We start from the raw sequence: 16,586 nt of genomic DNA on the forward strand, positions 1-16,586 counted from the left end.
TGAGATCATGTCGCGCCGTTGCGAACTGACCGGCAAGGCCGTTCTGACCGGTCACCTCGTGAGCCACTCGAACCGCAAGACCAAGCGCCGCTTCCTGCCGAACCTCGTCAACGTGACGCTGCAGTCGGACGCGCTCGGCCGCTCGGTCCGCATGCGCATCTCGGCCAACGCGCTGCGCACGGTCGAGCATCGCGGCGGGCTCGACGCCTTCCTCGCCAAGGCGAAGGACGTCGAGCTCTCGCAGACCGCGCGCACCGTCAAGCGCGAGATCGAGAAGAAGCAGATGGCCGAGGCCGCCGGCGCCGAGTGAGGCGCGCGGGCTCTCGCACATCGCATCGACACGCATCGGCGGGCGGCCCATCGGGCCGCCTTTCGCCGTTGAAGGATCAAGCTCGACCATGACCGCGTTCTCAGCCGACGACCGCTCGAAGCTCCTTCTCGCCGTGGGCGCCATGGCGCTGGTGGTGCTCGCCTCGAACATCCTCGTCCAGCACCCGATCCAGGCCTTCGGCCTGCAGGACTGGCTGACCTTCGGCGCCTTCACCTATCCCTTCGCCTTCCTGGTGACGGATTTGGCGAACCGCCGCTTCGGCCCCGCCGCGGCGCGCAAGGTGGTCTATGCCGGCTTCGCGCTCGCGGTCGCGCTGTCGATCTATTTCGCCACGCCCCGCATCGCCATCGCCTCCGGCGTCGCCTTCCTCACGGCTCAGCTCCTCGACGTGGCGATCTTCAACGCCCTGCGGGCCAAGGCCTGGTGGATCGCGCCGCTGACCTCCTCGGTGCTCGCCTCGGCGCTCGACACGGCGCTCTTCTTCTCGCTCGCCTTCGCCTGCGGGCCGGTGATCGGGGGGCTGACCATCACGCAGATGCTCGGCGCCGTCGGCATCCCCGACGCCTGCATCGCGCTGCCCTGGCAGACGCTGGCGGTGGCGGACTATCTGGTGAAGCTCGCCGTCTCCGCCGTGGCGCTCGTGCCCTACGGGGCGCTCGTCGCGCGGATGCGCCGGGCGGAGGACGGGGAAGGGGCGCGCGGGACGGCTTGAGGGGTCAAATGATCGGCTGTCTCGGGTCTACCTGTGTGCGTCCCCGCTCCATTGTCATCCCGGGCGCCGAACGGCGACCCGGGACCCATACCCGCCGACGCCGGTTTCGCGGCCTTTAGGCCGCGTCGCGCGCCCTCCATACGTTGACAGGTCCCGCGACGAGCGCGGCATGCGCGCTCGAGCCGACGTCGAGGCCATGGGTCCCGGATCGGCTTCGCCGTCCGGGATGACAGCTCTTCGCACCCCGAGAGGCGTCCCCGAGCGCTCATCGCCGCGCCAGCCCCCACATCGCTCCCCCCGCCAGGAGCCCCCAGAACGGCGCGCCGATGCCGAAGAAGGCGACCCCCGAGGCGGTGGTGACGAAGCACACGAGCGCCGCCATCCGCGCCTTCTCGTCGGCGAGCGCGGCCTGGACCGCGCCGGCGAAGCTCGTCAGCAGCGCGAGGCCGGCCACCGCCTGGATCAGGACCGGGGGCGAGGCGGCGATGAAGGCCGCGGCGATCCCCGCCGAGAGGCCCAACGCGACGTAGGTCGCGCCCGCGGCCGCCGCGGCGAGCCAGCGCCTGGCGGGGTCGGGATGCGCCTCCGGGCCGGCGCAGAGCGCCGCCGTGATGGCGGCGAGGTTGACGAGCTGCCCGCCGAAGGCGGAGGCGAGCGCGCTCGCGATCCCGGTGCCGACGAAGATCGGCGCGACCGGCGGCGCGTAGCCGTTGGCGCGCAGCACGGCGAGGCCGGGCACGTTCTGCGAGGCCATGGTGACGAGGAACAAGGGCAGCGCGAGGCCGATCATCGCGTCGAGCGAGAAGGACGGCGCGACCAGGATCGGCCGCGAGGCGAGCGCCGCCCAGGAGGCCTCCGGCAGCGGCGTCGCGGCGAAGACCAGCGTCGCCGTCACGACGACCGCGAGCGGCACGGCGTAGGGACGCGCGAAGCGAAGCGCCAGCGCCCAGACGATCACGATCGGTAGCGCCAGCGCCGGCTCCAGAGCAACCGCCCGGGCCGGGGCGAGGCACAGATCGAGCAGGATGCCCGCCAGCATGGCGGCCGCGAGCGGCATCGGGATGCGCGCCACCGCCTGCCCGAAGGGCCGCACCAGGCCTGCGAGAATCACCAGCCCCGACGCCGCGAGGAACGCGCCCACCGCCACCGGAAACCCGCCCGCATACGCCCCCGTCGCGACGAGCAGCGCCGCGCCCGGCGTCGACCAGGCGATCGAGATCGGCAGCCGCGTGCGCCAGGCGAGGCCCATCGCGAGGAGCCCCTTCGCCACGCACACGGCGAGCAGCCCCGAGGCCGCCTGGGCCGGCGTCGCGCCGACGGCGACGAAGCCCTGCAGCAGGAGCGCGAAAGTCGAGGCGAAGCCGACGATCGCGGCCAGCGTGCCGGCGGAGAGCGGCTGCACCAGCGAGCCGCCCGCCGGCCCGCCGGCCTCGCGCGCCGCGGCCGTCCCGATCCTCTCGCTCATCCGCGCTCTCCCCTCGCGCCCCGCGCTCGCTCGAGCGCGTCCGCGATCTCCCACGCGAGGCTCTCCGCGTCGAGATCCTCGCCGTTGGCCAGCACGATCACGGACAGGCCCGTGTCGAGGCCGCGATAGTAGTAGGTCGCCGTCCCGTACCAGGATCCGCCGTGGGCCGCCACGGCCCGGCCGGGATCGCCGTACAGCGACCAGCCCCAGCCGTAGCCGGCCCCGTCCTCGTCCTCGTCCGCGAGCGGCCCCCCGTCGGCGAAGCGGCCGTTGGCGAAGAGCGCGTCGTGGAGCCCGTCCGGGATCAGGGCGCCGCCGGCCAGCGCGGCCTCGTAGCGGGCGAGATCGGCGAGGCTCGTCCAGATCGAGCCGTCGCCCTCAACCGACGTGTCCCATGCGCTCGGCTCGAAATCGCCGTCCGTTCCGGCGTAGCCCGCCGCGCGCCGCGCCGGATCGGCGGGGGCGCCCGAGGCCGTCGAAATCATCGTCAGCGGCCCGAAAACGCGCGCCTGGAGCGCCGCATCGAGGCTGTCGACGCCCTCCGCCGCCGCGACCACCGCGCCGAGGACGAGATAGCCGGTGTTCGAATAGGCGAAGGTCGCGCCGGGCTCCGCGTCGAGGGGCATGTCCGCGAGCCAGGCGAGCACGTCCGCATCGCTCGTCGCCTCGTCGAAATCGAGCCCCGGCGCATCGTCGAGGTAGTCCGGCAGGCCGCTCGTATGGCGCACGAGATCGTCGAGCACGATCGGCCGGCGCGCGCCCTGGTGGACGACGGGCGGCACGTCCAGCACCTCCGCCACCGGCGCCTTCGGATCGAGCGCGCCCTCCGCGACGAGGAGCGCCGCGGCGAGCGCCGTCATCTGCTTCGACACCGAGGCGAGGTCGAACAGCGTATCGAGGGTCACCGGCGTCCCCGCCTCGATGTCCGCGAGGCCGTATCCCGCCGCGTGCAGCACCTCCCCGTCCTGCGCGACGAGGACCGCGATGCCGGGCGCATCGACGCCGACGAGGGGCGCGACGAGGGCGTCCACCTCCGGCAGGCGCTCGGCGAGGGCCGGCGTCGCGACGGCGAGGCAGGCGAAAAGCGCGGCGCGCAGGAGCGCGCGGCGGGCGGGACGGAGACCGGTCATGGCGGGAGATCCGGAGGGGTGGCGTCGCGCCCAGGCTAGGATGCGGACTCATTTCGCGGCAAGCCAAATCCGGATCGCGGCGAGCTTGAGCGCGGCGAGGAAGTTGTCGGGCGAGCGGTCGTAGCGCGTGGCGAGGCCGCGGAAGTGCTTGATGCGATTGAAGAAGCGCTCAACGAGGTTTCGCTGGCGGTAGAGCCAGGAGCTGAACGGGAAGCTGCCCTTTCGGATCGCGCGGGGCGGGATGTTCGCCCAGGCGCCGCGTTCGGTCACCGTCGCGCGGATCGCGTTCGTGTCGTAGGCGCGGTCGGCGATCAGGATGGCGTCTTTCGCGACGAGCGGAAGGAGCTGCTCGCAGGCCGGTGCGTCGTTTGCCTGCCCTGCGGTGAGCAGGAGGCGAACCGGCCGCCCTTCCGCATCGACGAGGGCGTGGATCTTGGTCGTCAGGCCGCCGCGGGAACGTCCCATGCGACCATCTCCGGCGGCCTCCGAATCCCCCTTTTTCCCGCGGCCCCGTGCTGGTGGACGCGGACGCAGGAGCTGTCGATCATCACGATGTCGCCGTCGTAAGCCTCTGAGACGGCGTCCAGAATTCGGTCCCAGACGCCTGCTTTCCGCCATCGGACGAAGCGGTTGTAGAGCGTCGTGCGCGGGCCGTAGCGCTCGGGCACGTCGCGCCAGGGCGCACCCGTCCGGAAGCGCCAGACGATCCCGTTGATCACCCGCCTGTCGTCCACCCGGGGCACGCCGCGCACCTTGTTCGGCAGAAGCGGCTGGATGATCGCCCATTCCTCGTCGGTCAGCTCATGGCGGCGCATCGAATCCTCCCTCGATCAGGAAGGTTGAATCATCCTACGCTCGAGCGATCAAATCCGCTTTGCCGTTTATGGGGCCAGAGCCTAGCGTGGCCGTCGGCCGCCGCAAGCCCCGGCGGAACGCCATCCTCTCCGTCATCCCGGACGCCGAAGGCGATCCGGGACCCAGACACGCCACCCTGTCCCGAACGGCGTGCAACGCCGCGTCCCTCCGCAGGCGATGTCGGCATCGAGGGACGCGGGACGCGCGCGCTCCCGCGCACGCTGAACACACGCTGGAGGATCTGGGTCCCGGACTTGCTTCGCAATCCGGGATGACATGAAGGTGTCGCCCCGGAGTCATCCCGGACGCCGAAGGCGATCCGGGACCTATACCCGCCACCCTGCCCCGAGCGGCGTGCAACGCCGCGTCCCTCTGCAAGTGATGTCGGCATCGAGGGCCGCGGGACGCGCGCGCTCCCGCGCACGCTGAACACACGCTGGAGGATCTGGGTCCCGGACTTGCTTCGCAATCCGGGATGACATGAAGGTGTCGCCCCGGAGTCATCCCGGACGCCGAAGGCGATCCGGGACCTAGACCCGCCACCCTGCCCCGAGCGGCGTGCAACGCCGCGTCCCTCTGCAAGTGATGTCGGCATCGAGGGCCGCGGGACGCGCGCGCTCCCGCGCACGCTGAACACACGCTGGAGGATCTGGGTCCCGGACTTGCTTCGCAATCCGGGATGACATGGAGGTATCGCCCCGGAGTCATCCCGGACGCCGAAGGCGATCCGGGACCCAGACACGCCACCCTGCCCCGAGCGGCGTGCAACGCCGCGTCCCTCTGCAAGTGATGTCGGCATCGAGGGACGCGGGACGCGCGCGCTCCCGCGCACGCTGAACACACGCTGGAGGATCTGGGTCCCGGACTTGCTTCGCAATCCGGGATGACATGGAGGTATCGCCCCGGAGTCGTCCCGGACGCCGAAGGCGATCCGGGACCCAGACACGCCACCCTGCCCCGAGCGGCGTGCAACGCCGCGTCCCTCCGCAGGCGATGTCGGCATCGAGGGACGCGGGACGCGCGCGCTCCCGCGCACGCTGAACACACGCTGGAGGATCTGGGTCCCGGACTTGCTTCGCAATCCGGGATGACATGGAGGTATCGCCCCGGAGTCATCCCGGACGCCGAAGGCGATCCGGGACCTATACCCGCCACCCTGTCCCGAACGGCGTGCAACGCCGCGTCCCTCCGCAGGCGATGTCGGCATCGAGGGACGCGGGACGCGCGCGCTCCCGCGCACGCTGAACACACGCTGGAGGATCTGGGTCCCGGACTTGCTTCGCAATCCGGGATGACATGAAGGTGTCGCCCCGGAGTCATCCCGGACGCCGAAGGCGATCCGGGACCTAGACCCGCCACCCTGCCCCGAGCGGCGTGCAACGCCGCGTCCCTCCGCAAGTGATGTCGGCATCGAGGGCCGCGGGACGCGCGCGCTCCCGCGCACGCTGAACACACGCTGGAGGATCTGGGTCCCGGACTTGCTTCGCAATCCGGGATGACATGGAGGTGTCGCCCCGGAGTCATCCCGGACGCCGAAGGCGATCCGGGACCTATACCCGCCACCCTGCCCCGAGCGGCGTGCAACGCGCGTCCCTCCGCAGGCGATGTCGGCATCGAGGGACGCGGGACGCGCGCGCTCCCGCGCACGCTGAACACACGCTGGAGGATCTGGGTCCCGGACTTGCTTCGCAATCCGGGATGACATGAAGGTATCGCCCCGGAGTCATCCCGGACGCCGAAGGCGATCCGGGACCCAGACACGCCACCCTGTCCCGAACGGCGTGCAACGCCGCGTCCCTCCGCAGGCGATGTCCGCATCGAGGGACGCGGGACGCGCGCGCTCCCGCGCACGCTGAACACACGCTGGAGGATCTGGGTCCCGGACTTGCTTCGCAATCCGGGATGACATGAAGGTGTCGCCCCGGAGTCATCCCGGACGCCGAAGGCGATCCGGGACCCAGACACGCCACCCTGTCCCGAGCGGCGTGCAACGCCGCGTCCCTCCGCAGGCGATGTCGGCATCGAGGGCCGCGGGACGCGCGCGCTCCCGCGCACGCTGAACACACGCTGGAGGATCTGGGTCCCGGACTTGCTTCGCAATCCAAGATGACATGGAGGTATCGCCCCGGAGTCATCCCGGACGCCGAAGGCGATCCGGGACCTAGACCCGCCACCCTGCCCCGAGCGGCGTGCAACGCCGCGTCCCTCCGCAAGTGATGTCGGCATCGAGGGCCGCGGGACGCGCGCGCTCCCGCGCACGCTGAACACACGCTGGAGGATCTGGGTCCCGGACTTGCTTCGCAATCCGGGATGACATGAAGGTGTCGCCCCGGAGGCATCGGGAGCCTTCACCCCTCGACCAGCGCGAACTCCAAGAGCAGCGTCCGCTGCAGCATCGAGTAATTGTCGTCCGCCACCATCGTCAGCAGCGTCTCGCCGCCGGGGCCCGCATGGACCGCGAGGCCCTCCATGTTGTCGATGGCGTTGGTCCAGTCCGCCTCGAAGATCGTGGGACCGTCGAGGATCGCGCCCGGCGCGAGGTCGGCGCCGGCGATCCGGCGGATACGGGCGGCGACGCCGCTCGTGAGCGCGTAGCGACGCTCGAGCAGCAGCAGGTCGCCGCCGGGCAGGACGGCGCAGTCGGTGATCTCGAAGGCGTCGGAGCGGGCGATCGTGACGGTCGCGCCGGCGGCGGGGCCGGTGAGCGCGACACCTGTCGTCGGCGTCGCCTCGCCGCGGCGCGCCCGCTCGGCGATGGCGACGAGGGCGCCCGCGAGCGGGGACGGGGCGCGGGCGACGAAAAGCGTCTCCATCCCCTTGTTGCCGGGCCACGCGTCGAGAGCGTCGCGCGCCGCGGCCGGCACGGCGAGACGCGTCCCGGGGCTCGCGATCCCGGCGGCGAGATCGTAGGCATGGACCGCCTGACGCTGCTCGAATCCGACATAGGCCATGCCGCCGTCGATCGTCAGCGCCTCGGCGTCGTAGAAGCCGGTGCGCCAGAGCAGCTCGCCGTCGGCGCCCAGCAGCGGCGCGAGCACGGCGTCGCCGATCCCGACGATCTCGCCCGCGAGGCCGCGCCGCAGGTCCGCCGCGAGCCAGTAACCGTGGTCGGAGACCGCGAGCAGCCTCGCCCCGTTCTCGACCATCGCGAGACCCGACAAGCCGCCGAATTCCTCCGCCCCCGCCTGCAGCTCGAGCCCGGCGCGGTAGCGCAGCCGGCCGTAGAGACCATCGACGAGGCCCCGGGGCCCCAGATGCGCGATCTCGTAGGTGCGGATCGAGAGCGGCAGCGGGCCGGGCAGATCGGCTCGCGCCCGCGGCGCCGGGGCGAGCGCCCCGACGGCGGCCGTGACGGCGCCCCCGAGGAGCGCGCGCCGGGTGAGCCTCAATGCAGGCCCCGGCGACCGCCGGCGGCCCGGCGCGGCGCCGGCGCGGCGGGCGCGGCGCCGGTGTCCTCGAACAGCTCGGCGAGCTTCTCCGTCATCACGCCGCCGAGCTCCTCGGCGTCGACGATGGTCACGGCGCGGCGATAGTAGCGCGTCACGTCGTGGCCGATGCCGATGGCGATGATCTCGACCGGCGAGCGCGTCTCGATCTCCTCGATCACGGAGCGCAGGTGCTTCTCGAGATAGTTGCCGGGGTTCACCGAGAGCGTCGAATCGTCCACCGGCGCGCCGTCGGAGATCACCATCAGGATGCGCCGCTGCTCGGGACGGCCGAGCAGGCGCTTGTGCGCCCAGTCGAGCGCCTCGCCGTCGATGTTCTCCTTGAGCAGGCCCTCGCGCATCATCAGGCCGAGATTGCGCCGGGCGCGCCGCCAGGGCTCGTCGGCGGACTTGTAGACGATGTGGCGCAGATCGTTGAGCCGGCCCGGATTCTGCGGCTTGCCGGCCCCGAGCCATTGCTCGCGGGACTGCCCGCCCTTCCAGGCGCGCGTGGTGAAGCCGAGGATCTCGACCTTCACCCCGCAGCGCTCCAGCGTGCGCGCCAGGATGTCCGCGCAGGTGGCGGCGACCGTGATCGGCCGCCCGCGCATCGAGCCCGAATTGTCGAGGAGCAGCGTCACCACCGTGTCGCGGAATTCCGTGTCCTTCTCCTGCTTGAAGGAGAGCGGCGTCATCGGGTCCATGATCACCCGCGGCAGGCGCGCCGGATCGAGGATGCCCTCCTCGATGTCGAACAGCCAGGAGCGGTTCTGCTGAGCGAGGAGCCGGCGCTGCAGGCGGTTGGCGAGGCGCCCGACGACGCCCTGGAGGTTCGACAGCTGCTTGTCGAGATAGGCCCGCAGGCGCGTGAGCTCCTCCGCCTCGCACAGGTCCTCGGCGTGCACGATCTCGTCGAACTTCGTCGTGTAGGCCTTGTAGTCCGGCATGCGCGGCTCGTTGGCGCGCGGCGGCGGCGGGCGCCAGCTCTCGTTCGCCTCCTCGCTGTCGGCCTCCTCCGCGTCCTCGGGCATCTCGCCGGAGGGGCCGTCGGAGGCCTCCTGGGAGCCGTCCTCCATGTCCTCGGCCGATTCGTCGGTGATCTCGATCTCGGCGCGCTCGCCCTGCGCGTCCTCCTCGGTCTCGCCCTCCTGGCTCTCGTCGGACTGGTCCTCGCCCTCCTGCTCCTCTTCCTCCTCGCTCTCCTCGGGCTCCATCTCGCTCTGCTCGACCATGTCGAGGGAGACGAGGAGGTCGCGCACCGCGCGGGCGAAGCCGCGCTGGTTCTCGATGGTGGAGAGGAGCTGGTCGAGATCCTGGCCCGCCTTGCCCTCGATGTGGTCGCGCCAGAGGTCGACGATCTTCTCGGCGGCGTGCGGCGGCTTGCGGCCGGTGAGGCGCTCGCGGACCATCAGCGCGATCGCGTCCTCGATGGGCGCGTCGGCGCGGTCGGTGATCTCCTCGTACTTGCCGCCGCGGTGGTAGCGGTCCTCCAGCATGGCGTCGAGATTGTCGGCGACGCCCTCCATCCGCCGCGAGCCGATGGATTCCACCCGCGCCTGCTCCACCGCGTCGAACACGGCGCGCGCCGCCGCGCCCTCGGGCGTGAGGCGCCGGTGCATGGCGGCGTCGTGGCAGGCGAGGCGCAGCGCCATCGAATCCGCGTGCCCGCGCATCACGGCGACGTCCTGCGAGGACGCCTTGCGCGGCGGCTCGGGCAGGCGCGCCCGGTCGGAGGTCAGCAGCGGCCGGTCCGAGGCGTAGGTCACCTCGAGCTCGGGCTGGCGGGCGATGGCGCGCAGGCAGGCGGCCACCGAGCGCTTGATGCCCTCGTTGGGCGCTTCCTTCTTCTCGCCGGGCTTGCGGTTGGAGATGGCCATTCCGGTCCCTGGAATCTCTGGTCTCGCGATCGCCTCAGGTGAGCACGACGTTGGCCGCGCTCTCCGGCAGCTCCTTGCCGAACGAGCGCTGGTAGAACTCGGCGACCAGGTTGCGCTCGAGCTCGTCGCACTTGTTGAGGAAGGTGAGCCGGAAGGCGAAGCCGACATCGCCGAAGATCGAGGCGTTCTCCGCCCAGGTGATCACCGTGCGCGGGCTCATCACGGTCGAGAGATCGCCGTTGACGAAAGCGTTGCGGGTGAGGTCGGCGACGCGCACCATCTTGTTGACGGTGTCGCGGCCCTGGTCCGTGCCCTGCCAGGACTTCACCTTCGAGAGCACGATCTCGACCTCGCGGTCGTGCTCGAGATAGTTCAGCGTGGTGACGATGGACCAGCGGTCCATCTGCGCCTGGTTGATCTGCTGGGTGCCGTGATAGAGCCCCGACGTGTCGCCGAGCCCGATCGTGTTGGCGGTCGCGAACAGGCGGAACGACGGATGCGGCCGGATGACGCGGCTCTGGTCGAGCAGCGTCAGGCGGCCCGAGCTCTCGAGCACGCGCTGGATCACGAACATCACGTCCGGGCGCCCGGCGTCGTACTCGTCGAAGACGAGGGCGACGTTGTGCTGGTAGGCCCAGGGCAGGATGCCGTCCCGGAACTCCGTGATCTGCTTGCCCTCCTTGAGCACGATCGCGTCCTTGCCGACGAGATCGATGCGGGAGACGTGGCTGTCGAGGTTGACGCGCACGCAGGGCCAGTTCAGCCGGGCCGCGACCTGCTCGATATGGGTCGACTTGCCGGTGCCGTGATAGCCCGTCACCATCACGCGGCGGTTGAAGGCGAAGCCCGCGATGATGGCGAGCGTGGTCTCGCGGTCGAAGATGTAGTCCGGATCCAGCTCCGGCACGTGCTCCTCGCCCTGCGAGAAGGCCGGAACCTCCAGGTCGCTGTCGATGCCGAAGGTCTGGCGCACGGACAGCTTCAGGTCCGGGGTGCCGGTCATCGTCTCGGCTGCTTTGTCGGTCTTCGCCTGCATGAACGCCTCTTCCTCGCGGACCCGTCTCGCGCCGGCGCGGCCTTCCGCACCCCCCGCGCGCTCGCGGCCCTGGTTACGCCCCGCCGTCGCGCCTTGCAACGCCGGGGCCATGTGTGACGCGTGTGCGCCGAAAGGGTCTCGATGCGCCTCCTAGCACAGGCCGGCGGCCTTGAGCGTGTCGTGGGCGCGGATGATGTCGCGCAGGCGCTCCTCGTAGGAGCGGTCGCCGCCATGCGCGTCGGGGTGGAAACGCTTCACCAGCGCCTTGTAGGCCGCCTTGATCGTGGCGGCGTCCGCGCCCTCCTCGAGGCCGAGCACGTCGAAGGCCTGGCGCACCGGGCCGGAATAGCGCTTCTTCGGCGGCTCCGGCGCGCGCTGCGTCTGGCCGACGCCGTTGTCGCGCAGGACGTCGAACGGGTCGTGATAGGCCCAGTCCCGCGCGAAGCCGGCCCGGGCCCCCTTGGCCGCCCGCTGGCGGGCGTCGCCGTTGGCGCCCATCGACCAGGTCGGCCGATGGCCGATGATCGAGTCCTTCTGGTAGGCGGCGACGGCCTCCTCCGGCATGTCCTTGAAATAGTTGTACGACGCGTTGTACGCGCGCACGTGGTCCATGCAGAAGCGCCAGTACTTGCCCTCCTGCCCCCGGCCCTTGGGCGCGCGGTAGAGGCCCTGGCCCGTGCAGCCCGGATGCTCGCAGCCCGGCGCGTCCGTGGGCTTGGCGTCCTCGGCGGCCTTCGGCTTGATGCGGATTCGGTCGAACAGGGGCGAGTTCAAGTCCATGATCCCGTGATTATGAGCCATGACCGCGCGCGGGCAAGGGCAAAGAACCGCGTGAGGGGGCCATCGAGCCCTTGACGAGACGACGCGTCGCGGCGACGCAGAGAACCGGTTTCCCGAACGACGAGGACGACGAACCGTGAGCACCGACCCCGCAACCGGCGAAGAACCCGGCATGAAGGCGCTGATCGAGACGCGGCTCGCTGAGGCCTTCGCCCCGAGCCGCCTCTCCGTCGTCGACGAATCCCACCTCCACGCCGGCCATGCCGGCTGGCGCGAGGGGGGCGAGACCCATTTCAGGATAGAGGTGGTCTCCGACGCCTTCGCCGGCAAGAGCCGGGTCGAGCGTCACCGTCTGGTGAACGCCGCGCTCGCCGAGGCGTTCGCCCGCGGCCTGCACGCGCTCGCGATCAAGGCGGAGGCGCCGGGAGCGTGAGCTGCGGGGGGGGGAAGCGCTGTCATCCCGGACGGCGAAGCCGATCCGGGACCCATACCCGCGACGTCGGCCACGAGCGCGCATCGCGCGCTCGGCGCTCCGAGGGTCGGCGCGTCGATGCCGAGCGACGCGGCCTGAAGGCCGCGACACCGGCCGCGGCGGGTATGGATCCCGGGTCGCCGTTCGGCGCCCGGGATGACAGGGAAGCCCTACTGCACCAGCCGCGGGCCGCCCATCGGCACGCCGTCGGTCTCCGACAGGATGCCGAGCCGCCGCGCCACTTCCGTGTAGGCCTCGATCAGGCCGCCGAGATCCTTGCGGAAGCGGTCCTTGTCGAGCTTCTCGGCGGACTTCATGTCCCACAGCCGGCACGAATCGGGGGAGATCTCGTCGGCGACGACGATGCGCATCAGGTCGCCCTCCCAAAGGCGCCCGCACTCGATCTTGAAGTCGACGAGCCGGATGCCGACGCCGAGGAAGAGCCCCGACAGGAAGTCGTTCACCCGGATGGCGAGCGCCATGATGTCGTCGATCTCCTGCGGCGTCGCCCAGCCGAAGGCGGTGATGTGCTCCTCCGACACCATCGGGTCGTCGAGCTTGTCGTTCTTGTAGTAGAACTCGATGATCGAGCGCGGCAGCTGCGTGCCTTCCTCGAGCCCGAGGCGCTTGGCCAGCGAGCCGGCGGCGACGTTGCGCACCACGACCTCGAGCGGGATGATCTCGACCTCGCGGATCAGCTGCTCGCGCATGTTCAGCCGACGGATGAAATGCGTCGGCACGCCGATGTCGTTGAGGTGGCTGAAGACGAACTCGCTGATGCGGTTGTTCAGCACGCCCTTGCCGTCGATCACCTCGTGCTTCTTGGCGTTGAAGGCGGTCGCGTCGTCCTTGAAGTGCTGAATGAGCGTCCCGGGCTCGGGTCCTTCGAACAGGACCTTCGCCTTGCCCTCGTAGATCCGACGGCGGCGATTCATGGGCGTGTACCGTGGTTTGTTGAAGTCCATGGGTAGGCCTGAGGCTCCTGGCTCTCGAACGATCCGCCGGGGGGAGAATACGCGTGACGGATCGGTCGAGCGGCGATGAGGGCCGCCCGTTCGCGGGCAACCTATCCGAAGAGATGGGGATGCACAACGCGCCTTTCATCCCGAGGTGAACGCGAGGCGCGCACGTCCCGGCCAGGGTCCGCGCGCGGGGCGCGCTCCTACGCAGGATGCCGGGTGGCGCGCCCCGCCGGGGGGCGATATACCGACCGGGAGAGGGCCCCGCGCCCGCAAGTCTCATCACGCGCACCGGATCGGACCATGACCACCTTCGACGACCGCGAATCCGCCTTCGAGAACAAGTTCGCGCACGACGAGGAGCTCCGCTTCAAGGCGGTGTCCCGCCGCGACCGGCTCATCGGCCTGTGGGCGGCGGAGAAGCTCGGGAAGACCGGCGCCGACGCCGACGCCTACGCCCGCGACGTCGTCTCCACCGACCTCAAGAAGCCCGGCGACGAGGACGTCTACGACAAGCTCCGCGCCGACCTGCCCGCGGACGTCCCCGACGCCGAGATCCGCAAGCAGATGCTCGACCTCCTCGCCCGCGCGGTGAAGGAGATCGAGACGCAGTGACGACGTGACGTAGCCGATTCACACACCGTTCCGCGCCGCCGGCAGCCGAGGACGAGCGACGTCGCGGAGCTGCTCGGCGGGCGCCGAGCCTTCTCCTTCCCTGTAGGGGAAGGTGGCTCGGCGAAGCCGAGACGGATGGGGCGCGCGGCACGCGCGTTCGGCGAAGCCGAAATCGACGGTCGAGCCGGACGCCGCCGGCGGCTTCCGCTTCGCGGAACGCGTCGCTCGCGCGCCGCGCCCATCCGTCACGCCGCTTCGCGGCGCGACACCTTCCCCTACAGGGAAGGAAAGCGTCGGCCGTCCGCGTCGCCACCCGAGCCGTGCGCATCGCCGTCCTCCATCCGCCCGACCTTGCGCTCGATCAAGGCGCGCCCGCTCCCGTCCCCCCATGCTCGGCCTCGTCACACAGGAGACGACGCCATGAAGAGCATGATCGAGGGTCTGCGCGAGGCCGCCAACCGTCCCCGGCTGATGGGGGAGATGATGCGGCGCCTCGACGTCGATCCCGACGCGCTGGCAGCGGAAGGCCACGGCCTCGCGCTCGCCCACGCCGCGCGGCGCTGCGCCGGCTGCGAGCACGAGGGCGCCTGCCGCTCCTGGCTCGCCGAGCACGATCACGCGGAGCACGCGCCCTCCTTCTGCGCCAACGACGGCTTCTTCGAGAGCGTCAAGGCCGACGCCTGACGGTCCCGCTCGCCGCGGCCCAGCCATGCGCGGGGGTCTCGCATGCGCGGGGGCGGCTTGATTCGAGGTCGAAGGACTGCGACATCGGTCGGGCATTCCCCCCGACCCTCGCGCTCCGAGACCGACCGATGACCGCCCCGCTCTCCCTGTCCAAGGACAAGATCAAGATCCTGCTCCTCGAGAACGTCAACGACAGCGCGGTGGCGCTGATGGAGGCGGCGGGCTACGTCTCGATCACCCGGCTCAAGACCGCGCTCGACGGCGAGGCGCTGAAGCAGGCGCTCCAGGGCGTCCACATCCTGGGCATCCGCTCGCGCACGCAGCTGACCGAGGAGGTCTTCGCCGCCGCCGACCGTCTCGTCGCGGTCGGCTGCTTCTCGGTGGGCACCAACCAGGTCGACCTCGACGCGGCGCGCCGGCGGGGCGTGCCGGTCTTCAACGCGCCCTTCTCGAACACGCGCTCGGTGGCGGAGCTGACGCTCGCCGAGATCGTCATGCTGATGCGCCGGATCGTGCCGCGCTCCGACGCCGCCCATCGCGGCGGCTGGGACAAGTCGGCGGCGGACAGCCACGAGGTGCGCGGCAAGTGCCTCGGCATCGTCGGCTACGGCAATATCGGCTCGCAGCTCTCGACGCTGGCCGAGAGCTACGGGATGCGCGTGATCTACTACGACCGCACCGACAAGCTGCGCCACGGCAACACCGAGCCCGTCGACACGCTCCAGGAGCTCCTCGAATGCGCCGACGTGGTGACGCTCCACGTCCCCGAGACGCCGGAGACCGCCGGCATGATCGGCGAGCGCGAGATCCGCGCCATGAAGGCGGGCGCCTACCTCATCAACAATTCCCGCGGCACCGTGGTCGATCTCGGGGCGCTCGCCGCGGCCCTGAAGGACGGCCACCTGCGCGGGGCGGCGATCGACGTCTTCCCGAAGGAGCCCGGCTCCAACGAGGAGCGCTTCGAGAGCCCGCTCCAGGGCATCGACAACGTCATCCTCACCCCGCATGTCGGCGGCTCGACCGTGGAGGCGCAGGAGCGCATCGGCGTCGAGGTGGCGCGCAAGCTCGTCGAGTATTCCGATGTCGGCGCGACGGTGGGCGCCGTGAACTTCCCGCAGGCGCAGCTCCCGGGCCGCGCCCACGGCACGCGCTTCATCCACGTGCACGAGAACGTGCCGGGCATGCTCCAGCGCCTGATCGGCTGCTTCGCCGACCGGGGCATCAACATCGCCGGGCAGTACCTGCAGACCGACGGCGCCATCGGCTACGTCGTGGTCGAGGTCGACGGCGTCCCGGACGACAGCCGCGAGCTCCTCGCCGACCTGCGGGGCCTGGAAGGCACGATCCGGGCCCGCATCCTCTATATGCGGCAATAAGGCCACAGCGCCCGAGGAAAACCGTCCGCGAAGGGCGCGCGAGCGCGGACGGTCTTGCGGTGCGGTAAGCGTTCCTTAAGAGCAGTCGTTAACCATGACGGAGCCGCGATTCCCGCGGCGTCGTGCTCGTTCGCCGGATTTGATCGCCCATGCTCGCGCGTCTCGTTCTCGTTCTGCTGATCGGCGCCCTCGCCGCCTGCAACGCCGCCACGACCGCCGAGGGGCCCGCCGCCCGCGGCGAATGGATTTCCCCCGCCGTCCTGGCCCAGGCCGCGGACGGCACGGCCGCCTGGTACACCGGCTACAAGGACGACGAGCCCTTCGACATCCCGCTCGTCAACCGCGCCCTGATGAAGCCCGAGCTGATGCGCCAGCGCGTGAGCTACACGGGCGGCGAGGCGCCCGGCACCATCGTCGTCGATATCGACGCCCGCTTCCTCTACCTCGTCGAGGAGGGCGGCAAGGCGATGCGTTACGGCATCGGGGTGGGCCGCAACGGCTTCTCCTGGCGCGGCGCGGCCCGCGTCGGCCGCAAGGGCGTGTGGCCGGCCTGGAGCCCCACCGACAACATGCGCCGCATCACGCCGGATCTGCCGGCCTACATGGAAGGCGGCATCGGCAACCCGCTCGGCGCCCGCGCGCTCTACCTCTACCAAGGCAATCGCGACACGCTGTTCCGCATCCACGGCACCAACGAGCCCTGGTCCATCGGCGAGGCCGTCTCCTCGGGCTGCGTGCGCCTCCTCAACGAGGACATCGTCGACCTCTTCGAGCGCGTCCCCGTCGGCGCCACCGTGGTGGTGCGCCGCGGCTGATCTCGGGCGAAGCGAGACGATCGACATCGCCGGGCGGCGTCGCGGGACGCCGCC

15 protein-coding genes are annotated in these 16,586 nt (G+C 70.9%); 7 read left to right on the plus strand and 8 right to left on the minus strand.

Annotated features, from left to right (window positions below):
* Positions 1 to 7 precede the first annotated feature (7 nt).
* Together rpmB and ABL310_RS17590 are read left to right on the plus strand one after the other, a co-directional pair.
* The gene (gene rpmB / locus ABL310_RS17585) at positions 8 to 310 is read left to right on the plus strand and encodes a 50S ribosomal protein L28 (RefSeq protein WP_349368300.1); all 303 of its coding nucleotides are present in this window, start codon (positions 8 to 10) and stop codon (positions 308 to 310) included.
* Positions 311 to 398: 88 nt separating this feature from the next.
* The gene (locus tag ABL310_RS17590; RefSeq protein ID WP_349368301.1) at positions 399 to 1,043 is read left to right on the plus strand and encodes a queuosine precursor transporter; all 645 of its coding nucleotides are present in this window, start codon (positions 399 to 401) and stop codon (positions 1,041 to 1,043) included.
* Between the two features lie 265 nt (positions 1,044 to 1,308).
* Here ABL310_RS17590 and ABL310_RS17595 read toward each other — a convergent pair whose 3' ends face one another.
* The 7 genes from ABL310_RS17595 to ABL310_RS17625 form a co-directional block, all read right to left on the minus strand.
* On the minus strand, positions 1,309 to 2,508 hold the full coding sequence (locus tag ABL310_RS17595) for a benzoate/H(+) symporter BenE family transporter (RefSeq protein ID WP_349368302.1): 1,200 nt from the start codon (positions 2,506 to 2,508) through the stop codon (positions 1,309 to 1,311).
* Complete coding sequence (locus ABL310_RS17600; protein ID WP_349368303.1) at positions 2,505 to 3,638, minus strand: serine hydrolase domain-containing protein; 1,134 nt, start codon at positions 3,636 to 3,638, stop codon at positions 2,505 to 2,507. The genes ABL310_RS17595 and ABL310_RS17600 overlap by 4 nt, the downstream gene beginning before the upstream one ends.
* Positions 3,639 to 3,686: 48 nt before the next feature.
* Positions 3,687 to 4,453 (minus strand): IS5 family transposase gene (locus tag ABL310_RS17605; RefSeq protein ID WP_349368304.1). Its coding sequence is split into 2 segments (ribosomal slippage): positions 3,687 to 4,144 and positions 4,144 to 4,453, totalling 768 coding nucleotides; the frame shifts between segments, so codons are not numbered across the junction.
* A gap of 2,388 nt (positions 4,454 to 6,841) precedes the next feature.
* On the minus strand, positions 6,842 to 7,882 hold the full coding sequence (locus ABL310_RS17610; protein ID WP_349368305.1) for an esterase-like activity of phytase family protein: 1,041 nt from the start codon (positions 7,880 to 7,882) through the stop codon (positions 6,842 to 6,844).
* Complete coding sequence (gene cobT / locus ABL310_RS17615; protein WP_349368306.1) at positions 7,879 to 9,795, minus strand: cobaltochelatase subunit CobT; 1,917 nt, start codon at positions 9,793 to 9,795, stop codon at positions 7,879 to 7,881. The genes ABL310_RS17610 and cobT overlap by 4 nt, the downstream gene beginning before the upstream one ends.
* A 34-nt stretch (positions 9,796 to 9,829) precedes the next feature.
* Positions 9,830 to 10,831 carry a cobaltochelatase subunit CobS gene (cobS, locus tag ABL310_RS17620; protein WP_349368307.1) on the minus strand — a complete coding sequence of 334 codons (1,002 nt, stop codon included), beginning with the start codon at positions 10,829 to 10,831 and terminating at the stop codon, positions 9,830 to 9,832.
* Positions 10,832 to 10,981: 150 nt separating this feature from the next.
* On the minus strand, positions 10,982 to 11,611 hold the full coding sequence (locus tag ABL310_RS17625; protein ID WP_349372087.1) for a J domain-containing protein: 630 nt from the start codon (positions 11,609 to 11,611) through the stop codon (positions 10,982 to 10,984).
* A gap of 172 nt (positions 11,612 to 11,783) precedes the next feature.
* Between ABL310_RS17625 and ABL310_RS17630 the strand changes: the two genes are divergently transcribed.
* Positions 11,784 to 12,044 (plus strand): BolA family protein, encoded by a 261-nt coding sequence (locus ABL310_RS17630; protein WP_349372088.1) that lies wholly within the window; start codon positions 11,784 to 11,786, stop codon positions 12,042 to 12,044.
* 209 nt (positions 12,045 to 12,253) lie between these two features.
* On the opposite strand, the gene purC is transcribed toward ABL310_RS17630, so the two are convergent.
* A complete protein-coding gene (purC, locus tag ABL310_RS17635; RefSeq protein ID WP_349368308.1) occupies positions 12,254 to 13,048 on the minus strand; it encodes a phosphoribosylaminoimidazolesuccinocarboxamide synthase in 795 nt (264 codons plus the stop codon).
* A gap of 297 nt (positions 13,049 to 13,345) precedes the next feature.
* Here purC and ABL310_RS17640 point away from each other — a divergent pair, with 297 nt between their 5' ends.
* From ABL310_RS17640 to ABL310_RS17655, 4 genes are all read left to right on the plus strand, one after another.
* Positions 13,346 to 13,657, plus strand: a complete 312-nt coding sequence (locus tag ABL310_RS17640) for a DUF1476 domain-containing protein (protein ID WP_349368309.1) — start codon at positions 13,346 to 13,348, stop codon at positions 13,655 to 13,657.
* A gap of 420 nt (positions 13,658 to 14,077) precedes the next feature.
* On the plus strand, positions 14,078 to 14,341 hold the full coding sequence (locus tag ABL310_RS17645) for a DUF6455 family protein (protein WP_349368310.1): 264 nt from the start codon (positions 14,078 to 14,080) through the stop codon (positions 14,339 to 14,341).
* A gap of 128 nt (positions 14,342 to 14,469) precedes the next feature.
* Positions 14,470 to 15,717: a phosphoglycerate dehydrogenase gene (serA, locus tag ABL310_RS17650; protein ID WP_349368311.1), complete on the plus strand. Its 1,248-nt coding sequence runs from the start codon at positions 14,470 to 14,472 to the stop codon at positions 15,715 to 15,717.
* A gap of 149 nt (positions 15,718 to 15,866) precedes the next feature.
* Positions 15,867 to 16,532 carry a L,D-transpeptidase gene (locus ABL310_RS17655; protein ID WP_349368312.1) on the plus strand — a complete coding sequence of 222 codons (666 nt, stop codon included), beginning with the start codon at positions 15,867 to 15,869 and terminating at the stop codon, positions 16,530 to 16,532.
* Positions 16,533 to 16,586 lie beyond the last annotated feature (54 nt).

The sequence above is a fragment of the Salinarimonas sp. genome, assembly GCF_040111675.1.
Lineage (GTDB): Bacteria > Pseudomonadota > Alphaproteobacteria > Rhizobiales > Beijerinckiaceae > Salinarimonas.

What these genes read in the sequence shown, in the direction of transcription:
- rpmB (WP_349368300.1), top strand. Translation starts at nt 8, where the DNA reads ATGTCGCGCCGTTGCGAACTGACCGGCAAGGCCGTTCTGACCGGTCAC.
- ABL310_RS17590 (WP_349368301.1), top strand. Translation starts at nt 399, where the DNA reads ATGACCGCGTTCTCAGCCGACGACCGCTCGAAGCTCCTTCTCGCCGTG.
- ABL310_RS17595 (WP_349368302.1), bottom strand. Translation starts at nt 2,508, where the DNA reads ATGAGCGAGAGGATCGGGACGGCCGCGGCGCGCGAGGCCGGCGGGCCG.
- ABL310_RS17600 (WP_349368303.1), bottom strand. Translation starts at nt 3,638, where the DNA reads ATGACCGGTCTCCGTCCCGCCCGCCGCGCGCTCCTGCGCGCCGCGCTT.
- cobT (WP_349368306.1), bottom strand. Translation starts at nt 9,795, where the DNA reads ATGGCCATCTCCAACCGCAAGCCCGGCGAGAAGAAGGAAGCGCCCAAC.
- cobS (WP_349368307.1), bottom strand. Translation starts at nt 10,831, where the DNA reads ATGCAGGCGAAGACCGACAAAGCAGCCGAGACGATGACCGGCACCCCG.
- ABL310_RS17625 (WP_349372087.1), bottom strand. Translation starts at nt 11,611, where the DNA reads ATGGACTTGAACTCGCCCCTGTTCGACCGAATCCGCATCAAGCCGAAG.
- ABL310_RS17630 (WP_349372088.1), top strand. Translation starts at nt 11,784, where the DNA reads ATGAAGGCGCTGATCGAGACGCGGCTCGCTGAGGCCTTCGCCCCGAGC.
- purC (WP_349368308.1), bottom strand. Translation starts at nt 13,048, where the DNA reads ATGGACTTCAACAAACCACGGTACACGCCCATGAATCGCCGCCGTCGG.
- ABL310_RS17640 (WP_349368309.1), top strand. Translation starts at nt 13,346, where the DNA reads ATGACCACCTTCGACGACCGCGAATCCGCCTTCGAGAACAAGTTCGCG.
- ABL310_RS17645 (WP_349368310.1), top strand. Translation starts at nt 14,078, where the DNA reads ATGAAGAGCATGATCGAGGGTCTGCGCGAGGCCGCCAACCGTCCCCGG.
- serA (WP_349368311.1), top strand. Translation starts at nt 14,470, where the DNA reads ATGACCGCCCCGCTCTCCCTGTCCAAGGACAAGATCAAGATCCTGCTC.
- ABL310_RS17655 (WP_349368312.1), top strand. Translation starts at nt 15,867, where the DNA reads ATGCTCGCGCGTCTCGTTCTCGTTCTGCTGATCGGCGCCCTCGCCGCC.